The following is a 22631-nucleotide window of genomic DNA, read 5'->3' as shown; positions in this document are numbered from 1 at the left end:
TACGCCATGCAAGGAGAACGATTTTTTGAATTAATCCATCTTTATCTATCTAAAAAAATTTCAGTTAAAGAACAAGTGGAATTGGATAGTGCTATCACTAACGATGAAAAACTCTCCGTTTTATTTAAGGAACTAACGAAACCAAAAAATATGATAGTTGGTCCTCTCGAATTGGAGGAAAAGTTTGGAAAAACTATGAATGCTACGAGAGGACGTGATGAAGTTAATAGAACTGTTTTAAAAATTTCTCGAAATGCTTTTTTAAAATATGCAGCTGCTATTCTGATTGGTATTTTCACATGTTCTGTTTTATATTATGGAATTTCTAACTCATACAATGTTGATAATTTTAGTCAAAAGATAGAAACTAAAAACGGAGAACGGAAAAATGTGACGCTACCTGATGGAACACATGTTTGGCTGAATAGCGCAAGCACTATTGCTTTTAAGAAATCCTTTGGTAAGGAAAATAGGGATATAAGTTTAACTGGAGAAGCGTATTTTGAAGTTTCAAAAAATCAAAATCTTCCCATGTATATCAACGCAAAGGAATTAACCGTAAAAGTAGTTGGGACAAGTTTTAATGTTCGTTCTTACCCAGATGAAAATCGTGCAGAAGCTAGTTTGGTCGAAGGAAAAATCGAATTATTTATCAATAAAGATCAAAAAGATAGTAAGTTTTTACAAGTTATCCCTGGAGAAAAAATCAGCGTTAATTATGATAAGAAATTGAATAATCAACCCAAAAATTCTGAGACCTCGAAAATACCCACAAAAGATATGATTATTCAAAAAAGTATCTTCCTAAAAAATAATTCGTCAGATGTTCCTGCAGAAATAGCTTGGAAGGAAAATAAGCTTGTTTTTGACAAAGAACCTTTTGACAACATCATCTCTAAATTGGAAAAATGGTATGATGTTCAAATTGAAATTAAGAATGACTCACTCAAACAACATAATCTTTCCGGAAATATGGAATCCGATCATATTGAAGATGTATTAGAATTATTGAAATCAACGGGAATAGAATTTAAATTCAAAAAAGAAAATAACCTAATAACCATTTACTAAACTAAATTGTGATATTATGAAATAAGAAAACTATAAACCTTCAGAAAAAAAGGACACATCCAAAGATGTATCCTTCATCAAATTATTAATAATTAAGCATCTAGCCCTGAGAAAGTAAGACGCTTAAATCAATTCGTCTAATTTATGAAAATTAATTTACATGCCATTAGGCTCCATGTGAAATGGCCTTATCTATTTAAAGTATTATTGATGCTTAAACTTATCATCTGCTTTATCTGTATTTTTTCTTTACGTGTAATTGCAAATCCTACTGCTGCACAGGAGAAGGTTTCCATGCGACTTTATAATAGTGACCTTAAATCAGTATTAAAATCCATTGAAAAACAAACCAATATTAAATTCATCTATGCAGATAATCTGATAAACAATGAATCTTTTTCAAGAATTCAGGTAAGTAATCTTCCATGGACTGAAGTACTTTTGCCATTATTGAACAATGCGGGATTGACCATTAAAAAATTAGATGCATACCGCATGGTAATTCGTCCAGAAAACAATAGACAGGAAGGGTTTCCTGTTCGAGGAATTGTTGTTGATAAAAGTGGTAAGCCATTAGTTGGAGTTAGTATTACAGAAAAAAATTCTACCAAAGCAACAAGTACCAATGAGGGCGGTCGATTTGAGATAAATGCAAGTAATGATCAAGCTATTTTAATCATTAGCTATATGGGATACTCTAGTCAAGAAATAGCCGTATCCTCAAGCGAAATGAAAATTATCCTTCAGGAGGATTTAACATCCTTAGATGAAGTTGTAGTAGTTGGTTTCGGCACACAGAAAAAAGCTAATCTTACAGGAGCTGTCTCCTCTGTAGATATGAATAAAGTATTGGGGGATCGGCCCGTGAGCAGTTCTTCTCAAGCCCTTCAAGGAGCTGTACCTGGCATGCAAGTAACTTTTGGAGGTGGGCGTCCAGGGCAAGGATCTGACCTCAATATTAGGGGTATTACTTCTATAAATGGAGGCAGCCCTTTAGTTTTGGTAGATAACGTCCCAATGAACCTTGATGATATCAACCCTAAGGATATTCAAAATATAACGGTATTAAAAGATGCTGCAGCTTCCTCCATTTATGGAGCAAGAGCAGCTTATGGGGTGATATTAGTGACCACTAAAAAAGCAGGAAAAAACCAGCCAATCAAATTCAATTATTCTTCAAATCTAACTTGGTCGAATGCTACAAGTTTACCAGAAAAGGCTAGTCCATTAGAATTTGTCCAAGGGCTAAAGGATTTCGGACAAGCAACAAATTGGACAGGTGAAAATGTCGAAACCTGGTTGGAACTTTTAAAGGAGTTTCAAGCCGACCCAAACAAATACCCAAATGGTATAGCTGAGGTAAACAATACTAAATACGCATTACAGGAATATGATATGTATGGGGAAGTTTTTACCACAGGATTTGAACAATTACATAATATTTCAGTTTCTGGTGGTGGGGAAAAAATGGCATATAGATTATCTGGCATGCTTGCAGATGAAGATGGAATCATGGCCACTGATAAAGACAGTTACAATCGTTATAATGTAAATGCTTTTATAACAACCGAAATAGCAAAAAATCTGAATGCGAGTGCGAACTTTCTCTATAAAAACGACAAACGAAAAACTCCTATGAACATGGGGGAAATGTTCTACCGTTCTATTACGCATGGTTCCTATATTAACCCAGGTTATGATGTCGCAATGGATGGCACTCAAATCCCATACGGAACACCAAATAACTACTTGAAATACGAAGATCCAAGTTTAAATTATGGTGATAACCTGCGATTATTTGGAAAATTAGAATATAATCCAATTCAAGGATTAAATTTAACTGCTGAGTATACATTTGATAAAAACAACAGTAATAGCAAATATTATCAGGTTAGGCATAAATATATGAACCCTAATAATTACAATGAGGAATATTTATTTAATAACCAATATTACCAAAGGGGTAGTAGTATAACAAATTATAATGCCTTAAATTTATACGCAAGTTATTCACACAGTATTTCCAATAACAATTTTAAATATTTATTGGGAACTAACTATGAAAAAAGCCATTACGAAACTTATTCGGCAACCAGATATGATATCCTTAGTCCTGATTCCCCTTCACTAGGTACAAGTAGCGGAAACCAATTTGTCGATGACGCATTCGGGCAATATGCTGTATTAGGATATTTTGGAAGAATCAATTATGATTACAAAAACCGTTATCTATTAGAATTAAATGGTCGTTTGGATGGATCTTCAAGATTCCAAAAAGGATCCAAATTTGGTTTCTTCCCTTCTGTTTCTGCTGGATGGAATATCAGTGAAGAAAATTTCATGAGCGCCCTAAGAAATCAAGTTCCTTTGTTGAAAGTTAGAGGTTCATTTGGAGAAATTGGAAACCAGGTCGTATATAATTCTGGCGGTGGACAAAATTATTTTCCAGTAATCCCATCTATGTCTGCAACGAATTCCTCTTGGATCAATCCGACTACTGGAATCAGGTATTTAACAATAGCTCCTCCAGGGTTAGTTTCCTCGACATTTACTTGGGAAAAGGTTCGTACCTTAAATTTAGGTGTTGACATTGCCTTATTTAATAGTAAGCTGAATACAAGTTTCGACTGGTTCCGAAGGCAAACTATCGGAATGTTATATCAAGGAGCAGATTTACCTGCGGTATTAGGTGCTGCTCCACCATTTCAGAATACCACTGATCTGGAATCAAAAGGTTGGGAATGGGAATTGAACTGGAAAGATAAAATCAGTGATTTTACTTATGCAGTCGGATTCAACCTTTCCGACAATAGAGGATTTATTACACGCCTTGAAAATAGTTCCGGACTAATAAACAGCTTTTATGAAGGTAAAGAACTCAATGAAATTTGGGGATATGTGACCGATAGATTCTATACGGAGAATGATTTCGAAGCAGGAAGTTTGAATGAAAAACTTCAAGGCGGAATATTAAAAGATGGAATACCTTTTTTTAATGGCGTCGCTCAAAATCCAGGAGATATTCTTTATAAAGACCTAAATGGTGATGGCATCATTTTCTCAGGAAATGGTACTTTAAGTGATCCAGGTGACATGAAAGTAATCGGGAACAGTAAAAGAAGGTATCAATATGGAATTACAGGAAATTTTGGTTACAAAAACTTTGACCTTTCCGTATTTCTACAAGGAGTTGGAAAAAGAGACCTTTGGATGAGTAATTTTGTTTTCTGGCCTTATAATAATGAGTTTTCTACTTTCTTCAAACATAATCTGGACTATTGGACTCCAGAAAATCAAGACGCTTACTATGGAAGAGTTTATTCCAATGCAGGATTGAATACGAGTGCTAATCGAAGGACACAGACCAAGTTCTTACAAGACGGTTCATATTTAAGGGTGAGGAACATTACATTGAGTTATAACCTTGGTAATGATGTTTTGAAGTCCAAATTCTTGGAAAGTATTAGACTATATTTAACGGGTGAGAACCTTTTCTTGTTTGACAAATTACCTAAAGGATTTGAAGCTGATGCAGCTGATTTAGGATCAGGCGGAATTTACCCGTATTTGAAAAAATATAGCTTTGGTGTAAACATCAATTTCTAACCTATTACCTACTATCATGAAAATATTTAAATCAATTATATATATCGCACTCGCAACGAGCCTTGCGACTGGAAATACGAGTTGTACAAAACTACTTGACTTATCTCCTGAAGGTACTTTAACTGAAAATACGACTTTCACATCTTACGATAATTTTATTACCTACTCTTGGCAGTTTTATGGAATTTTCCCAGGATACAGCAACTCAGTACCCAATTCGGAAGTCAATGGAGATCTATTCGCCTTAGCCAACAACAATGCAACCTCAGATTGGATTTGGAATCGCATAGTCATTCCTGGAACTTCTTCTGACTACAATGCACCATACGTTCAGATTAGGGCAATAAATATTTTATTGAACAATATTGATGCAGCATCTCAATTAAGCGATGTGGAGAAAAAACATATTCGCAGCATTGGGTATTTCTTTAAGGCTTACAATTACATGGATTTATTAAATAAATTCGGTGGAGTGATCTGGGTGGAAAATGCCATAAATGATGGAGATAAAGAAATTCTATACGGAACTCCAAGTTCTAGGGATGAAATCGCTCAAAAAATTATGGACATGCTTACTTTTGCAGAAGCAAATATTAAAGTTGCGGGAGATGGTAAGAACACTATAAATGTGCATACTGTTCGAGCATTAATCTCAAGGTTCGGATTAAGAGAAGGTACTTGGAGAAAATATCATGGATTATCCGATTCAGAAAAATATTTGAATGTTTCTGTTGATGCTTCGTCCAAATTGATAGCTAGTTTCCCAGAATTGCACAATGATTATGACGAATTATTTAATAGTGAATCATTAGCGAACAATTCAGAAGTGCTTCTATACAAACAATATGAAGTAAATCAAATTACTCATACTTTAGCATCTTTAGCTAGAAATTCTTCTGGACGTTGGGACCTTACTAAAAAAGCTGCTGATTTATATTTAATGAAAGATGGACAAACACGTTGGACTAGTCCTCAATTTGCTGGAGATGACACTCCGTATAAAGAATTCAGAAACAGGGATATTAGACTTTATTACACTGTTCCTCCTCCATTTAAGGTGATAACTAACCACCCTAGCTATACATTTGAGCATACAGAAAATCTAGCAGATAGGGAATATATTGACCTTATGAATATCTTGTCTATTCCCAGCAGAAAAACATTACCTACTATTAACTGGCAAGGGTTGGTATTACGTCAAGAACCACATTATGCAGATTATACAAATGGCCAACCATTCAATGTAACTTTTACGGGTTATAGATTCTATAAATTTAGTAATAAGATTAAAATACTTCAAAATGAAGACATTAATGATGCACCAATTTTCAGAATGGGTGAAGTGTTTTTGAATTTGGCGGAAGCAAAATATGAACTTGGCACTTTCAATCAAGGAGTAGCTGACCAAACCATTAACAAACTTCGTAAAAGAGGTCAAGTAGCTTCTTTGCAATTAACTGCAATACCTTCAGACCCTACAAGGGATGCTTCCGTTACTCCTATATTATGGGAAATTCGAAGAGAGCGTGCAATAGAATTAATGGGAGAAGGATTTCGTTTTGATGATTTAAGGAGATGGAAAAAAATGGATTACGCTTCCGCTCGTAAAATTGGACGTTATATCCAAAAGGGAGTTGATGTCCCGGCTAACGCTCCAATTCCTATTTTGAACGGAGGATCTAGTGGTAATATTGCTTATGAAGGCACTCCCCCTTCCTTCCCGGAGTATTACTATTTATATCCAATTCCATCTGCTGAAATAGTTTTGAATCCTAATATCAAACAAAACCCAGGCTGGGTTAAATAAATAAATTAACCTTCGGAGGTAATCCTCCGAAGGTTGCTAATAAATTATCATGAAAAAGCTCTTATTATTTTTGCTATTGACCACTATTATCCAAGTCCAGGCACAACAGAAACCGAATATCGTTCTTATCCTAGCCGATGATCTTGGAATTGGGGATATCGGTCCTTATGGCCAACAAAAGATCAGCACCCCAAACCTGGATAAACTAGCCGATGCAGGAATGAAATTCAGTAATTTCTATGCCGGAACCTCCGTATGTGCGCCTTCAAGATCATCCCTCATGACAGGGCAGCATACCGGCCATACCTATGTGCGTGGAAACAAAGAAATCGAGCCCGAAGGGCAAGAACCTTTGGCAGATTCCATCCGCACATTTGCCATGATCCTCCAAGAACATGGCTATAAAACCGGAGCATTTGGAAAATGGGGATTAGGCATGGTAGGCACCTCCGGAGATCCAAACAGAAAAGGTTTTGATGAGTTTTTCGGCTATAATTGCCAACGGCAGTCCCATCGTTATTTCCCTACGCATTTATGGCATAATGATAAGCGTGTCGAATTGGAAGGAAATGACCTCACAAAAATGGCTACCTATGCGCCTGAATTGATTCAGGAACAAACATTGGCATTCCTAGACAAAAACAAGGACCAACCTTTCTTTCTTTTCGTACCAACGGTTCTTCCCCACGCCGAGCTAACAGGTCCTGAAGATGAGTTTTTCAAGAAATATGAACATGCTTTTACGGAAAAACCGCATAAAGGAAATGATTATGGACCAAATGCAACCGTCCCGGGATATGCATCGGTCGCTAAACCAAGAGCGACATTTGCGGCCATGGTAAGCAGAATGGATCATTATGTGGGCGAGATCATGGACAAATTAGCCCAATTGGGATTGACTGAAAACACCATTATAATTTTTACCAGCGACAACGGTGCCCACCGCGAAGGGGGTGCCGATCCGGTATTTTTCAACAGTACGGCGGGGTTGAAAGGGTTTAAGCGAGATCTTTACGAAGGTGGGATCCGTACGCCCATGATCGTGAAATGGAGTGGTAAGGTGGCAGCGAACAGTACCTCCGATCATGTATCAGCTTTTTGGGATATTTTACCAACCGTTCAGGCGATCGTAGGCGATAAAAAAACAGAAAACACGGATGGAATTTCGATGTTACCGACCCTATTGGGCAAAGGTAAACAGCAACAACATGACCAATTGTATTGGGAATTCCACGAAGATGGCGGTAGACAGGCCGTTCGGTATAAGAACTATAAACTGATCAAGTTTAAGGTGAAGGATCCTAATAACAGTTATTTTGAACTTTATGACCTGGAAAAAGACCCTCAAGAGAAAAATCCGATCAAGAATGAAAAGCTAAGCAAGAAATTACTTAAGCTCATCGAAACCGAACATGTGGAAAGTGCTATTTTCCCATTGCTAAGATAACCAGTAAGGCATCTGTATTTTTACTTATTTTGTTCGATGTGAAAGCATATTGCAAGTAGCGTAAAAGTGAGTTGTAAGTGCCTAAAGTCACTTACAACTCACTTACATGTCACTTACACCTCACTTGGAGTAAGAAGACAAAATATGTCAAGTGTTGCTTGTCAAAGTCCTTCTAATTAGCAAAAGCTACAATTACCCTTTATTTCCTTGCTGTTTCAGGTCATGCTCCAGATACCCCCCTTTCGGGCTATCCACAACAATCTTTGCCGCATTCGGATTTCCTCTTACAATCCATCTTACCTTCACTGCTGAAGTCCCTTCAATGGTCGGCACCTCAATCTGTTCCGGTTTAAATTTCTGCTCGATGGTCTCATTGAAATCCGCATTCATCACGCGCATCCCCGTCACCACCTTCGCTCCTTCCAATCGGATATGGTTTGGCCTTTCAATCCGATACCGCACATCATGGTCTGAATGCGTCGGAATGATCCGACTGTTCCAAACTGTTGCATTCACTTCATAAAGATTGCCTCCCAAAGATTTCACATCGGTTTCCAAGACTTCCAATTTTGGCATATGATAGGCATGATAGATGGTAAAAGCAGCATTCCGATGCGCATCCTCCATCAATAAAAACCCGGGATGGTTTCTGGTATAGTTCTTCTTCGCCCCACCGATCTCAATCTTTCCGTATTGCGGATGATCATATTCCTTCCAGGGCACATAGGCATCACCAAACATCAACAGTTTATCAAACTCATAGTATTCATCACTCTGCCGCATCCCCTCTGCTTTCTCATTGAACAATTTATAATTGGTCATCAATTCATTGGAGAAGGTAAAAATTCCACGTGTCAAGGCCAGAAAATCAATCTCACCACCAAAAACGGTGTATAGATCTTTATGGATGACGATATAATTGTATCCGGGCAGCATCTTACCACCCGTGGTTCCCAAGGCATCATACACCTGAACATCTTTTCTCGAATAGAAACGTTCGTCTTCTGCAGCACCCGGACCACGAAGGATCATCCCGCCATAATTATGGTAAGATTGGGCGCCGGCAATATTCGGATGGGCGTAGATAAAATTCTTTACCGCCTGCGTTTCAGGCAAAGTGCCCGGATAGTACAAAGCACCTCCCTGCACATAGTTTGGCTGCCAGTTCCATCCCCAATCCCTGTTCGGGTCATAGGTGCCGGTAATGTCCTCGTTCACCAATCCGTCTCCATCGTTATCTATCCCCTCAAATCCAAGCAGCTCATAATCGCCTACTTCTCCGGGCTTCACGATGATCATGCGGTTCGGATTGTCTGGATCCACCTTATAGCGACCCGTCTTGGACTTTCGGCGCATCATCACAATGTGGCCATCACCATCCAGATCATCATACAGATCCTCCGCCACTAAGCCATCACCATCGTTATCAAACGGTCTCCGCCCTGTCCTGGAGGAATGCATGGTATTGGGTTCATAGATAAAATATTCTCTGGAATCTGGATTGATGGTCGGTGCTATATAAAAGACCTTATCCTTCAATAATTCTTTGATGAAAGGTACTGCATGGTAATTCTCAGCCAGATACCAGGCTGTATACATCGAAATTTCGGAACCTTGCAGTTCATTGGCGTGTATATTCCCATCGATCCACATGGCCGGTTTGCGCTTCGCATCCCCCTCCTTAAAATCTGTAACGGTCAACACGAAGATATCCCGGCCTTCATAGCTCTTGCCAATGGATTCGTATTTCACCAAGTTTGGATAAGCTTTTTGAAGATCCTTATAGAACTGTTCCATCTGTTTCAGATCGTGGTACCTGTTCCAATTCATCGGAACCTTTGGGTTCGAAGGCGAGCCCACCGCGCGAAGACCTGCAATTTCTTTCTGCCCTTCCTCGGTTTTCTGTTGTGCCATACCCAGGCTCAAGCTCAATGTCATCGCCAGGGTCAGTATGTTATATCTTAATTTCATGGAATTTCTAGCTTATAGGGTTATATCAATGGTTTTCTCTCCGGCAGATGGACAGCCAACGGTCAATTGTACCTTTCCTTTGCCCTTAACCAACCAGGAAAAATTGGTCGAACCTCCTGCAGCCAACGTAGGATACAGCTGCAAGCGTTTGCCACTTAGGAATTTCTGCGATTTCTGGATCTCCAGAATGGATTTCATCTTGGATACATGCTTGATCCTGTCCGCAATCTCCGGATAGACAGGCATAGCACCGGTATTGAATAGGCGTATTTCTATACGGTACACATCATCACCCAGGTTGGTCACTTTTGGTGCACTGAACTCCAATTTGGCCATCGCTTTGGTCAATTTGACGATAAAGTCCGCATGCAAGCGCCCAGATTCTTCCAAATGCTCGACCGGAGGATTCTGCCTGAATTTATCCACCACTCCCCCAACTTCTACCTCCTGTCCTGGAAAATCAGGATGATCGATTTTTGTCCAAGGAAGAATTGCCCCTTGGATCTGCTTCGCACGAACCCAATTGGCAAACCTATCCTCATCCTTTAACCCTTGGTTAGGCGGCGCTTTTTTACTGGTATCGGCTTGGCTTGGAATCCACCAAGATGGTGTAACAAAACTGAATTTACCGGTATGGTAATATACCGTACTGGAAAAGTTACCTCTTCCTGCTGGCATTTTTGGCGCATCGCCCAAACTCTTCATATCCTTATTATAGAGTTGGCTGATAATGGCCGAAATCTGAGTATCATTGCTCGTCCAGGATTTGGTGATCCTTTCGCTTGCTTTACGGGGATCGAACTGTTCCGGAACAGAAAGGTTATTCTGCAGACCAAAATGAAGAACCGTCGCGATCTGCGGATGTTCAAATATCAGGTCGATGATGGCGCGGGTTTCAGGCTCTGAGGCGGCATAATCGCCGGTTTCCTGCTCGAAGAAAGGGTACTCAAAGGTAAAATTACTATCGATGTTCACCCCTCCAAGGCCATCTTCTCCAAATAGACCATCTTGATCTGTATCTAAGCCTTCTTTAAATAACTCGTAAGACCCCGATTCAGATTTCGTACGGTCAGCAACTACCATCAGGTCCGGATGTTCGGCATGTGACCGAAAAGGACCAGCAGGTAATTTAACACGCATCTGCGAGATGACCCCATCCTTATTCAGGTCTACATTCGGGTTTTCATCTATTCGCCCATCACGGTCGTTATCGATCTGTCTGCCATTGCCGGAAGCCCAATCCAACGTCTGGGCATTCCTTTTATACGCATCCACATTCAAGACCGGTACAATCCAAATGGATTTATCCGATAAAAGCGTCTGCAATTCAGCAGCAGGTAGCGCAAGAATATGCTTGGCAACCGATAAGGCATTAATAGATCCGGCTAGATGTTTACCGTCTACCCCTGCAACGATCAACAAAGTAGGCTTTGCCTCCTTGCTGGATTGAATCTTTAACACAGGGATCTGCTCACCGGAAAAGGATTTTCCAATACTGACCTGTTCAACAAGCTTATTGGAACTGATGGATTGGATTTGTCCTTTGAGCGCATCGTAGCTTGGGTAATTTCATTGTGCGCTAGCTCCCAAAGGAATACAGGCAAGACAAAGTCTTAGAAACCAATATTTCATAATATTTAGGTGTTAGTTCTTCATAAAACTAATGATTTTCCGTAATTCAACAAATTAGCGGGGGTAACTTATTTGTTATGTGATTTTTTTAATAAATGCTTTCAGTAAATCAAGAAATTAGCCTATTTAAAAAGGGTTTTAAAGGATGAAAATTCCGCCGAGAAAAAAAATAATAATTTATTATGCATATCCCTTTTGTTTTAAGGAGATAAAACTTATTTTTGCATTCCAAAATACAGTGCGTAAAAACGCTGTAATTAAATTGATTAATAAATTTTAGTCCCTATAATATGCCCAATATTGGTAAAATAGCGCAGATTATCGGCCCAGTAGTTGACGTCAACTTTGCCGACAATGAAAATCTTCCTAAGATTTACGATGCATTGTACATTGAAAAAGACAATGGACAACGTATTGTATTAGAGGTTCAACAGCACTTAGGTGAGGAACGTGTTCGTACAATTGCAATGGATGCTACTGAAGGTTTAGTTCGTGGCATGAAAGTAGTTGATACTGGCGCTCCGATCAAAATGCCTGTTGGTGAAGAAATCAAAGGTCGTGTATTTAATGTTGTTGGTGATCCAATTGATGGTATCCAAGCATTGAACAAAGAGAATGGTCGTCCTATCCACAATGTACCTCCTAAATTTGAAGATCTATCAACAGAATCTGAAGTACTTTTCACAGGTATTAAAGTTATCGACTTGTTAGAGCCTTATGCTAAAGGTGGTAAAATCGGATTGTTCGGTGGTGCCGGTGTTGGTAAAACGGTATTGATCCAAGAATTGATCAACAACATCGCAAAAGGTCACGGTGGTCTTTCGGTATTTGCCGGAGTAGGCGAGCGTACTCGTGAGGGTAATGACTTATTGCGTGAGATGTTGGAGTCAGGCATTATTAAATATGGTGACCATTTCATGGAAGGCATGGAAAAAGGCGAATGGCCTTTGGAAACTGTTGACTTGGAATTGATGAAGGATTCGAAATGTACGTTCGTATTCGGACAGATGAACGAGCCTCCAGGTGCACGTGCGCGTGTTGCTTTATCTGGACTAACTGTTGCGGAATACTTCCGTGATGGAGATGGCGAAGGTCAAGGTCGTGATATCCTTTTCTTCATCGATAACATCTTCCGTTTTACACAAGCAGGTTCTGAGGTATCCGCACTATTAGGTCGTATGCCATCAGCAGTAGGTTACCAACCAACGCTTGCTACCGAGATGGGTTTAATGCAAGAGCGTATTACTTCCACTAAAAACGGTTCCATCACATCTGTACAGGCGGTTTACGTTCCTGCGGATGACTTGACTGACCCTGCACCGGCGACAACTTTCGCCCACTTAGATGCAACTACCGTATTATCACGTAAGATCTCTGAGTTAGGTATCTACCCAGCGGTTGACCCATTGGATTCAACTTCTCGTATCCTTTCTCCAGCAGTATTAGGTGATGAGCACTACAATACAGCACAACGCGTTAAAGAAATCCTACAACGTTACAAAGAACTTCAGGATATCATCGCTATCTTAGGAATGGATGAGCTTTCTGAAGAGGATAAATTAACGGTACACCGTGCTCGTCGTGTTCAACGTTTCTTATCTCAGCCGTTCCACGTTGCGGAGCAGTTTACAGGTTTGAAAGGTTGTTTAGTAGACATCAAAGACACCATCAAAGGATTCAATATGATCATGGCTGGTGAGGTTGATGAATACCCAGAAGCATCCTTCAACTTAGTAGGTACCATCGAAGATGCTATCGAAAAAGGTAAAAAACTATTAGCAGAAGCAGTTTAGTTCTAGATATTAGATAATAGACATTAGATTTAAGACTCTGTTCAAAAGAGTAGAGTCTTAAATTGTTTTTCAGGGTCTACTATCTTATATCTCAAATCTATTATCTAAGCACAATGAAATTAACAGTAATTACTCCAGACAGATTAGCTTTCGAAGGCGACGTAACAGCCGTTACAGTCCCTGGTTCGGCGGGATCCTTTCAAATTTTGAAGGACCACGCGGCTATTGTGTCTACGCTAGAAGATGGCAAGGTCATTATTAAGAACAACAATATTGAGCAGGTCATTATTATTAAAGGTGGTGTGGTCGAAGTAAAGGAAAACAATATCATCATTCTAGCGGAGGGAATAGCCGAGCAATAGATAGATAAATTCACAAGATAATGTAGCCCTTAAGACTTCAAGTTTTAAGGGCTATTTTTTTTGTGTTTTACTTCACTTTTCCTGGTTTTAGGAAGAATTTTCCGAGTTTTTGGAAAAATTAAAAAAAATCAAAAGTATACCAATTTTAATATTAGTCTACTAACCACAAAACTAAAAATGATAGAATTCCAATTTTTACAGAATAAAATTTTAATGAATTTAAATATTCGAAATAAAAAACTTTATCAAAATACTTTGTTTGGCTATTGTAAAGAATTTTAATTCGACCTAAATTAACAATCGGAAAAGAAAGCAGGCATTATGCAGTATTATAATCAGGAAACACTCATCTATTTAAATGGACAATTCGTAAAGGCAAATAATGCCGGAGTTGATCTATTCGGTCAGTCTTTACATTATGGTTATGGCGCCTTTGAAGGACTGCGTGCCTATAGTACCCATAACGGCACCCGCATCTTCAAAGCGGAGGAGCATTTCGAACGCTTACAGCAATCCTGTAAAGCCATCGGACTACCTTATTCTTGGGACAACAGGGAGCTGATCGAAAAGACCTATGAGCTTTTGGAGGTAAACAACCTAAGGGCGGCCTATATTCGGCCATTGATCTATTCCGGATCGAACATGCACCTGACCGCTTCCGATCATGCCAACATCATGATTGCGGCCTGGGAATGGGGCCCTTATCTTGGACAGAATCTCATCAAGGTGAACATCTCCAAGATCGAACGACCAAATCCAAAGTCCTTCCCGACCAGCGCGAAGGTTTCTGGACAATATATCAACTCCATTTTGGCAACCAGTGATGCGATCCAAAAAGGTTTTGATGAAGCTTTGTTAACTGACCAGGATGGGTTTGTGGCACAAGCATCCAGCGAGAACCTATTCATAGAAAAGGATTTTAAAATATACACCCCTCCTTTGGGCAATATCTTCCCAGGAATTACCCGAGAAACGGTGATTGCTATCTGTAAGAGCCTGGGCTTTGAGATCATCGAAAAAAGATTATCGGTAAAGGACATTTACGAGGCCGACAGCGCCTTTTTGAGTGGTACCGCAGCAGGGATTATAGGAATCAAACAAGTAGACAATGTGGTATTCCCGGAAGAGTGGGAAGACAGCATCGGATCATCTATCCAACGAAAATATAAAAACTTAGTATTAGAGCAAGAGAATTATGAAGTCATCATCTGATAACCAGCAGGGAATCAACAAGTACAGCCGCATCTTCACACAAGATGAGACGCAACCAGCAGCAAAAGCCATGTTATATGGGATCGGTCTGACCGATGCGGATATGGAAAAAGCGCAGGTCGGTATTGCGAGTATGGGTTATGATGGGAATACCTGTAACATGCACCTGAACGATCTGGCAGCCGTGGTAAAAAAAGGTATTTGGAACCATGACCTGGTCGGGTTGACTTTTGGCACTATCGGTGTCAGTGATGGGATGAGTAATGGTACTGATGGGATGCGCTATTCCCTGGTATCACGCGATGTGATAGCAGATAGTATCGAGACGATCTGTGGCGGTCAATACTACGATGGTGTTGTAGCCATTCCGGGATGTGATAAGAACATGCCAGGTGCAATTATGGCGATGGGAAGATTGAATCGCCCGGCCATTATGGTATACGGTGGAACCATCGCTCCTGGTCATTATAAAGGGGAAGAACTGAATATCGTATCGGCATTTGAAGCATTGGGCAAGAAAATCGCCGGAACGATCTCGGATGAGGATTATGATGGGGTGATCCGTCATACCTGTCCGGGTGCAGGAGCATGTGGTGGTATGTATACCGCCAATACTATGGCATCAGCGATCGAAGCCATGGGTATGAGTTTGCCCTACTCCTCTTCTAACCCTGCCACTTCAACCGAAAAACAGAAGGAATGTCTGGAAGTGGGTAAATATATCCGCATCCTATTAGAAAAAGATATCAAACCGACCGATATCATGACCCGTAAAGCATTTGAGAATGCGATGCGTATCATCGTGATCTTAGGCGGTTCTACCAATGCCGTGTTGCACTTTATTGCCATGGGACATGCGGTAGGCGTAGAAATTACTCCGGATGATTTCCAACGCATGTCGGACGAAACTCCGGTATTGGCAGATTTCAAACCATCGGGTAAATTCCTGATGCAGGATCTACACCAATATGGTGGAATTCCGGCGGTTATGAAATACTTGTTGGACGAAGGTTTATTACATGGCGACTGCCTAACGGTTACCGGAAAAACGGTAGCAGAGAACTTGGCGGAGGTAAAGTCGATCATCGATTACAACCAGCCGATCATCCATGCGTTGAACGATCCGATCAAAGCTACCGGCCATCTACAGATCCTTTATGGAAACTTGGCAGAAGAAGGCTCTGTTGCTAAGATCTCTGGAAAAGAAGGCGAGAAATTCACAGGTCCTGCCCGTGTATTCGATGGGGAACATGATCTGGTAAAAGGATTGGAAACCGGACGTATCAAATCGGGCGATGTAGTCGTGATCAAAAACGAAGGCCCTAAAGGCGCCCCTGGGATGCCGGAAATGTTGAAACCAACGTCCTTGATCATCGGTGCTGGCCTCGGAACTTCCGTGGCCTTGATTACCGACGGTCGCTTCTCCGGTGGTACCCACGGATTCGTTGTGGGCCATATCACCCCTGAAGCCTACGAGGGTGGCCTGATCGGGTTGGTACAAGACGACGACATCATCGAGATCGACGCCGTCAATAACACGATCAACCTGAAAGTCTCCGACGACGAGATCGCTTCCCGCAGAGCAGCTTGGCAACAACCTGCCCTCAAAGTAAGCAAAGGCGTTCTTTACAAATACGCCAAATCTGTCGCCAACGCATCGAAAGGGTGTGTGACGGATCTTTAGGGAGTATTTAGTAGTTAGTATTTAGTATAAAGACCTATAGCGGAATTTATGCACCCAAGATCTACCTACTAAATACTACCTACTAAATACTAAAATCTATCTACTAAATACTAAAAAAAACATTAGTAAAGCAGTAGCGACCCTAGGTCTAACTACTAAATACTAACTACTAAATACTAAAAAATGACAACACAGATCAGTGGTTCGAAAGCGGTCTTGGAGGCCTTAATCCACGAGGGAGTGGATACCGTATTCGGGTATCCGGGTGGGGCGATTATGCCGATCTACGATGCATTGTATGATTACAATGATCAATTGAGGCATATATTGGTGCGTCACGAACAAGGAGGAATTCATGCTGCTCAAGGTTATGCACGTACGTCAGGACGTGTGGGAGTGGCTTTTGCAACAAGTGGCCCAGGGGCAACCAACCTGGTCACTGGATTGGCGGATGCCATGATTGATAGCAATCCTATTGTTTGTATTACCGGACAGGTATTTGCATCCCTACTGGGAACAGATGCCTTTCAGGAAACCGACGTCGTCAATATTACCACCCCTGTTACCAAATGGAACTACCAGGTAACCGATGCTACCGAGATTCCGAGTGTGTTGGCCAAAGCATTTTATATTGCTCGTACCGGCCGTCCTGGCCCGGTATTGATCGATATCACCAAGAATGCCCAGATGCAGCTGTTCGATTATGAGGGATATACTTCCTGCGATCATATTCGCAGTTACCGCCCTGCGCCGATCGTGCGTAAGGAATATATAGAAGAAGCCGCAAAAGCGATCAATGCTGCTGAAAAACCTTTTGTCCTTTTCGGACAGGGGATTATCCTGGGTAAAGCAGAAGAGGAATTCAAAGCGTTCATCGAAAAGGCGGGTATCCCTTCAGCGAGTACCGTTATGGGCTTAAGTGCCTTGGAAACCAACCACCCATTACATGTGGGCATGTTGGGAATGCATGGTAACTACGCTCCGAATGTCATGACCAATGCATGTGATGTGTTGATCGCGATCGGTATGCGTTTCGATGACCGTGTAACTGGGCGTTTGGATAAATATGCAAAACAAGCGAAAGTAGTGCACCTGGACATCGACCCTGCGGAGATCGATAAGAATGTGAAAGCACATTATCCGGTGTGGGGCGACTGTAAGGAAACCCTTCCCCTATTGACATCGCTTATTGATAAAAAGGATCACAGTGCATGGTTACAGCAATTCCGTGACCTGGAAAAAGAGGAGATCAAAGAGGTTATCCACGATGAACTGAACCCGACTTCAGATATCCTGACCATGGGAGAAGTGATCAAAACCTTGAACGAGCTAACAGGTGGTGATGCTGTCATTGTTACCGATGTTGGTCAGCACCAGATGGTAACCTGCCGTTACGCCAAGTTCAACCAGTCCAAATCCAATGTAACTTCTGGAGGATTGGGAACCATGGGATTCGGCCTACCAGCAGCCATTGGCGCTTGGTATGGTGCTCCGGAAAGGGATGTGGTAGCAATTATCGGGGATGGTGGTATACAGATGACCATCCAGGAATTGGGAACCATCATGCAATTCGGTGCCAAAGTGAAGATCCTTATCCTGAACAATGAATTCTTGGGTATGGTGCGTCAGTGGCAACAACTGTTCCACGACAAGCGTTATTCTTTTGTGAATATCACCAGCCCTGATTTTGTGGCCGTGGCAAAAGGATATTACATCGATGGAAACAAAATCTCCGAACGTAAGGATTTAAAAGATGCCTTGAAGGCCATGTTGGACCACGATGGATCGTACCTATTAGAAGTGATGGTGGGCAAGGAAAACAACGTTTTCCCGATGGTCGCGCAAGGAACTAGTGTATCAGAAATTAGATTGAAGTAAAATGGAAAAGCAAGAATATACCGTAACCCTATATACAGAAAATTCGATCGGTATGATCGGACGCATCTCGGGAATCTTCTCCAGACGCAAAATCAACATTGAAAGCTTGAACACCTCGCCTTCGGAGGTGGATGGTATCCATCGTTTCACTATTTTGATCACTGAATCTGAAGAAGTGGTAAGGAAACTTTGCCGCCAGATCGAAAAGCAGGTGGAAGTTTTAAAAGCGTATTACAATACCAACGATGAATTGATCTGGCAAGAACAGGCGCTTTACAAGGTTCCGGCCGATGTGATCGCCGAGAAAGCCTATGTGGAAAGGCTGTTGCGCCAATATGGAGCGAATGTCGTGGTTATCCGGAATGATTACATCGTGTTTGAAACAGCAGGTCATCGGGAGGAAATCGATAGGTTAACAGAAGAACTTGGAAAATACAACCTGATTGAATTTGTGCGTGGTGCCCGTATCGCTATCATTAAAGATAGTGCTGGTTTCCACTCGAAACTGAAACAGTTCGAACGGGAAGAACCTTCGCAAGAGGTGGTAGAAAACGAATTCCTTGATCAACAGGATAAGGTTTTTACCATGTAAAACTCTTTTAAGGAGACAACAGATTAATTCATCAGGTTATTAATTCATTAGGTTAAAAAAAACAAAAATGGAACATGTTTTCAAATTCATAAAAGACAGTCGTTTGGCTTTCATCAAATTGATCGATGGATTATCCAACGAGCAGTTAAACGAAATCCCAGAAGGCTTCAACAATAATATCATCTGGAACTTTGGACATATCGTCGTAAGCACACAGACCTTGGTCTATACGCGTACAGGTATCCGCGAAGGGGTCAATTGGGTAAAGTATGTAGATTCTTATACCAAAGGCACAAAACCGGCCTATACCGTAAAGCCTGAAGAGGTAGAGGAGCTGAAAAGAATAGCGATAGAAAGCATCGAGGCTATTGAAATCGACTACAAAGCGGGGCTATTTGATATCATCACGCCCTATGAAACAGGTACCTACTTCGCTACGCTGAATAGCATCGAAGACGTTTTAACAACGACGGCCGGACATGATAACCTTCACTTCGGCTATGCCGTCGCACAGAAACGCATAATCAACATCAATAACTAACATAATTCTGAAAAGAAAAATATTTTAAAAACAGGAAGATAATGGCAAATTATTTCAACACCTTACCGATTAGAGAGCAATTGAACCAGTTGGGAATTGCAGAATTCATGGACTCAGCGGAATTTGCTGATGGCGTAGAAGCTTTAAAAGGTAAAAAAATCGTAATCGTAGGCTGTGGTGCACAGGGTTTGAACCAAGGTTTGAACTTGAGAGATAGTGGCTTGGATGTATCCTATGCTTTACGTAAAGAAGCTATTGAACAAAAAAGAGATTCTTGGAAAAACGCTACGGACAACAATTTCAACGTAGGTACCTACGAAGAATTGATCCCTACAGCGGATTTGGTGATCAACCTGACACCAGATAAACAACATACATCGGTTATCAATGCCGTAATGCCTTTGATGAAACAAGGCGCTACCCTATCCTACTCTCATGGATTCAACATTGTGGAGGAAGGCATGCAGATCCGTCCGGATATTACGGTGATCATGGTGGCTCCTAAATGTCCAGGTTCAGAGGTTCGTGCAGAATACCTAAGAGGATTTGGTGTCCCGACCTTGATCGCTGTACACCCAGAAAACGACCCGCAGGAAAAAGGTTGGCCAGAAGCGAAAGCTTACTGTGTAGGAACTGGCGGTCACCGCGCAGGTGTCCTAAAATCATCTTTCGTAGCCGAAGTTAAATCGGATTTGATGGGCGAGCAAACTATCCTATGTGGATTGTTGCAAACAGGCTCGATCCTTTCTTTCGACAAAATGGTGGAAAAAGGAATCGACCCAGGCTATGCATCGAAATTGGTACAATACGGTGTGGAAGTAATTACCGAAGCCTTGAAACACGGTGGTGTAAGTGGTATGATGGATCGTTTGAGCAACCCTGCAAAGGTTAAGGCATTTGAACTTTCTGAAGAATTGAAGGATATCATGCGTCCTTTGTTCCAGAAACACCAAGATGATATCATGTCTGGGCATTTCAGCAAGACCATGATGGAAGACTGGGCAAATGGCGATGCCAACCTATTGAAATGGCGTGCAGAGACCGGTGAAACCGCATTCGAAAAAACACCGGCAGGCGATGTTAAGATCGACGAACAGGAATATTTTGATAATTACGTATTGATGTCGGCATTTATCCGTGCAGGGGTAGAATTAGCGTTCGAAACCATGGTTCAAGCAGGAATCAAACCAGAATCTGCTTACTATGAGTCGCTACACGAAACACCTTTGATCGCCAATACCATCGCTCGTAAAAAATTATTTGAGATGAATCGCGTGATTTCAGATACGGCAGAATATGGTTGTTACTTGTTCGATCAGGCATGTAAACCCTTGTTGGCAGATTTCATGAAAAAGATTGATACTGATGTGGTTGGAAAGAACTACAATGAAGGAAAAGATGGGTCGGTAGACAATATTAAGTTGGTACAGATTAACGAAAAACTACGCAATCACGAGGTAGAAGTGGTAGGTAGAAAATTGCGTAAAGCAATGACAGCGATGAAAGCTATCAAAACTGTTTAATTTTTCGTAAATTAGTAGATGGTTTAAAGGGTAAAATTATGATAATCATAATTTTACCCCTTTGAATTATCAAACCAACCAAGTAATAGAGAGAAATGGGAAAAACATTAGTAGAAAAAATTTGGGATGCACACGTCGTCAAGCGTCAAGAAGGGTTTCCAGATATGTTATATATCGACACCCACTTGATCCACGAAGTGACTTCCCCACAAGCATTTGATGGATTACGTAAGCGCGGACTTCCCGTGTTCCGCCCGCAACAAACGGTAGCTACTGCCGACCATAACGTGCCCACATTAAACCAACACCTTCCGATTCAAGAGGAACTATCCCGCTACCAAGTAGATATGTTGACCAAAAACTGCAAGGAATTCGGAATTGAACTATACGGTTTGGGGCATCCTTACCAAGGTATTGTCCATGTGATCGGTCCAGAATTGGGTATCACCCTTCCCGGAAAAACGATGGTATGTGGCGATAGCCATACCTCTACCCATGGTGCCTTTGGCGCTATCGCCTTCGGAATCGGAACCTCTCAGGTAGAGCAGGTATTTGCGACGCAATGTTTATTGCAGCAAAAACCAAAGACGATGAAAATTGAAGTGAACGGTGAATTAGGCAATGGTGTCGGTGCAAAAGACATCATCCTGTACATCATCTCCAAGATATCAGCAGCCGGAGGTACCGGTTATTTTGTGGAATACGCAGGATCTGCGATCCGCTCCTTGAGTATGGAAGGTCGTATGACCATCTGTAATATGAGTATCGAAATGGGTGCTCGTGGTGGATTGATCGCACCGGATCAAACCACTTTTGATTATATCGAAGGTCGTGAGTTCGCACCAAAAGGTGAGCAATGGGATCAGGCATTGGCCTATTGGAAAACGCTATACTCGGATGAGGATGCTGTTTTCGATGAGGTATTGACCTTTGATGCTGCGGATATCCAGCCCATGATTACTTATGGTACCAACCCAGGTATGGGAATCGGTATTACGGAGGAAATCCCAACAACGGAATCCCAACCAGAGAACGAAAGACCATCTTACCAAAAAGCATTGGACTACATGGGTTTCCATGATGGTGAAGGCGTTTTGGGCAAACCGGTGGATTATGTGTTCATCGGTAGCTGTACAAACTCCCGCATTGAGGATCTACGTCAGGTTGCTGCCTTTGTAAAAGGGAAGCAGAAAGCAGATAATGTGGAAGTATGGATCGTTCCTGGATCAAAACAGGTTGAAGCCCAAGCCAAACAAGAGGGTATCGATAAGGTGTTCGAAGAGGCGGGATTCATGCTTCGCGAACCTGGATGTTCGGCATGCCTAGGTATGAACGAGGATAAGATCCCTGCAGGTAAATACTGTGTTTCTACTTCTAACAGGAATTTCGAAGGTAGACAGGGGCCGAATGCAAGAACCATGTTAGTAAGCCCGTTGACTGCTGCCGCTGCTGCAGTAACCGGAAAAATAGTGGATGTAAGGGAATTGGTGTAAGCAGAAATTGTAATCAAGC

15 protein-coding genes are annotated in these 22631 nt (G+C 41.4%); 13 read left to right on the top strand and 2 right to left on the bottom strand.

The window, feature by feature from the left end:
- Window positions 1-6: 6 nt before the first annotated feature.
- From VJ786_RS01940 to VJ786_RS01925, 4 genes are all read left to right on the top strand, one after another.
- Window positions 7-1071 (top strand): FecR family protein, encoded by a 1065-nt coding sequence (locus VJ786_RS01940; RefSeq protein ID WP_134776245.1) that lies wholly within the window; start codon window positions 7-9, stop codon window positions 1069-1071.
- Window positions 1072-1536: 465 nt separating this feature from the next.
- A complete protein-coding gene (locus VJ786_RS01935) occupies window positions 1537-4677 on the top strand; it encodes a SusC/RagA family TonB-linked outer membrane protein (RefSeq protein WP_167554212.1) in 3141 nt (1046 codons plus the stop codon).
- 16 nt (window positions 4678-4693) lie between these two features.
- On the top strand, window positions 4694-6484 hold the full coding sequence (locus tag VJ786_RS01930) for a RagB/SusD family nutrient uptake outer membrane protein (RefSeq protein WP_134776247.1): 1791 nt from the start codon (window positions 4694-4696) through the stop codon (window positions 6482-6484).
- 49 nt (window positions 6485-6533) lie between these two features.
- Window positions 6534-7931, top strand: coding sequence for an arylsulfatase (locus VJ786_RS01925; protein ID WP_134776248.1), 1398 nt, complete (start codon window positions 6534-6536; stop codon window positions 7929-7931).
- Window positions 7932-8123: 192 nt separating this feature from the next.
- Here the strand turns inward: VJ786_RS01925 and VJ786_RS01920 are convergent, their stop codons facing one another.
- Window positions 8124-9902, bottom strand: a complete 1779-nt coding sequence (locus tag VJ786_RS01920) for a M14 family metallopeptidase (RefSeq protein ID WP_134776249.1) — start codon at window positions 9900-9902, stop codon at window positions 8124-8126.
- 12 nt (window positions 9903-9914) lie between these two features.
- On the bottom strand, window positions 9915-11429 hold the full coding sequence (locus VJ786_RS01915; RefSeq protein ID WP_336557111.1) for a DUF8731 domain-containing protein: 1515 nt from the start codon (window positions 11427-11429) through the stop codon (window positions 9915-9917).
- Between the two features lie 395 nt (window positions 11430-11824).
- Between VJ786_RS01915 and atpD the strand changes: the two genes are divergently transcribed.
- From atpD to leuC, 9 genes are all read left to right on the top strand, one after another.
- Window positions 11825-13327, top strand: a complete 1503-nt coding sequence (atpD, locus tag VJ786_RS01910) for a F0F1 ATP synthase subunit beta (protein ID WP_099368186.1) — start codon at window positions 11825-11827, stop codon at window positions 13325-13327.
- 113 nt (window positions 13328-13440) lie between these two features.
- Window positions 13441-13689, top strand: a complete 249-nt coding sequence (atpC, locus tag VJ786_RS01905) for an ATP synthase F1 subunit epsilon (RefSeq protein ID WP_134776251.1) — start codon at window positions 13441-13443, stop codon at window positions 13687-13689.
- Window positions 13690-14010: 321 nt separating this feature from the next.
- A complete protein-coding gene (locus VJ786_RS01900; protein WP_134776252.1) occupies window positions 14011-14901 on the top strand; it encodes a branched-chain amino acid transaminase in 891 nt (296 codons plus the stop codon).
- Window positions 14885-16585, top strand: coding sequence for a dihydroxy-acid dehydratase (gene ilvD / locus VJ786_RS01895; protein WP_099368183.1), 1701 nt, complete (start codon window positions 14885-14887; stop codon window positions 16583-16585). The genes VJ786_RS01900 and ilvD overlap by 17 nt, the downstream gene beginning before the upstream one ends.
- A 183-nt stretch (window positions 16586-16768) precedes the next feature.
- Complete coding sequence (gene ilvB, locus VJ786_RS01890) at window positions 16769-18463, top strand: biosynthetic-type acetolactate synthase large subunit (protein ID WP_099368182.1); 1695 nt, start codon at window positions 16769-16771, stop codon at window positions 18461-18463.
- Between the two features lies 1 nt (window position 18464).
- On the top strand, window positions 18465-19055 hold the full coding sequence (gene ilvN, locus VJ786_RS01885; protein WP_099368181.1) for an acetolactate synthase small subunit: 591 nt from the start codon (window positions 18465-18467) through the stop codon (window positions 19053-19055).
- Window positions 19056-19122: 67 nt separating this feature from the next.
- A complete protein-coding gene (locus VJ786_RS01880) occupies window positions 19123-19596 on the top strand; it encodes a DinB family protein (RefSeq protein ID WP_134776253.1) in 474 nt (157 codons plus the stop codon).
- Window positions 19597-19637: 41 nt separating this feature from the next.
- A complete protein-coding gene (ilvC, locus tag VJ786_RS01875) occupies window positions 19638-21119 on the top strand; it encodes a ketol-acid reductoisomerase (RefSeq protein ID WP_099368179.1) in 1482 nt (493 codons plus the stop codon).
- Window positions 21120-21214: 95 nt separating this feature from the next.
- Window positions 21215-22612 carry a 3-isopropylmalate dehydratase large subunit gene (gene leuC, locus VJ786_RS01870; RefSeq protein WP_134776254.1) on the top strand — a complete coding sequence of 466 codons (1398 nt, stop codon included), beginning with the start codon at window positions 21215-21217 and terminating at the stop codon, window positions 22610-22612.
- Window positions 22613-22631 lie beyond the last annotated feature (19 nt).

The sequence above is a fragment of the Sphingobacterium tenebrionis genome, from assembly GCF_037126265.1.
GTDB classification, from domain to species: Bacteria; Bacteroidota; Bacteroidia; order Sphingobacteriales; family Sphingobacteriaceae; genus Sphingobacterium; species Sphingobacterium tenebrionis.
Note: the sequence above shows the minus strand (reverse complement) of the source record. Positions and strands in the feature narration are given on the sequence as shown.

Bases quoted from the DNA above. Each gene is read 5' to 3' on its own strand.
- atpC (WP_134776251.1), top strand. From the start codon at position 13,441: ATGAAATTAACAGTAATTACTCCAGACAGATTAGCTTTCGAAGGCGAC.
- VJ786_RS01920 (WP_134776249.1), bottom strand. From the start codon at position 9,902: ATGAAATTAAGATATAACATACTGACCCTGGCGATGACATTGAGCTTG.
- ilvC (WP_099368179.1), top strand. From the start codon at position 19,638: ATGGCAAATTATTTCAACACCTTACCGATTAGAGAGCAATTGAACCAG.
- leuC (WP_134776254.1), top strand. From the start codon at position 21,215: ATGGGAAAAACATTAGTAGAAAAAATTTGGGATGCACACGTCGTCAAG.
- ilvN (WP_099368181.1), top strand. From the start codon at position 18,465: ATGGAAAAGCAAGAATATACCGTAACCCTATATACAGAAAATTCGATC.
- VJ786_RS01940 (WP_134776245.1), top strand. From the start codon at position 7: ATGCAAGGAGAACGATTTTTTGAATTAATCCATCTTTATCTATCTAAA.
- VJ786_RS01925 (WP_134776248.1), top strand. From the start codon at position 6,534: ATGAAAAAGCTCTTATTATTTTTGCTATTGACCACTATTATCCAAGTC.
- ilvD (WP_099368183.1), top strand. From the start codon at position 14,885: ATGAAGTCATCATCTGATAACCAGCAGGGAATCAACAAGTACAGCCGC.
- atpD (WP_099368186.1), top strand. From the start codon at position 11,825: ATGCCCAATATTGGTAAAATAGCGCAGATTATCGGCCCAGTAGTTGAC.
- VJ786_RS01880 (WP_134776253.1), top strand. From the start codon at position 19,123: ATGGAACATGTTTTCAAATTCATAAAAGACAGTCGTTTGGCTTTCATC.
- ilvB (WP_099368182.1), top strand. From the start codon at position 16,769: ATGACAACACAGATCAGTGGTTCGAAAGCGGTCTTGGAGGCCTTAATC.
- VJ786_RS01900 (WP_134776252.1), top strand. From the start codon at position 14,011: ATGCAGTATTATAATCAGGAAACACTCATCTATTTAAATGGACAATTC.
- VJ786_RS01930 (WP_134776247.1), top strand. From the start codon at position 4,694: ATGAAAATATTTAAATCAATTATATATATCGCACTCGCAACGAGCCTT.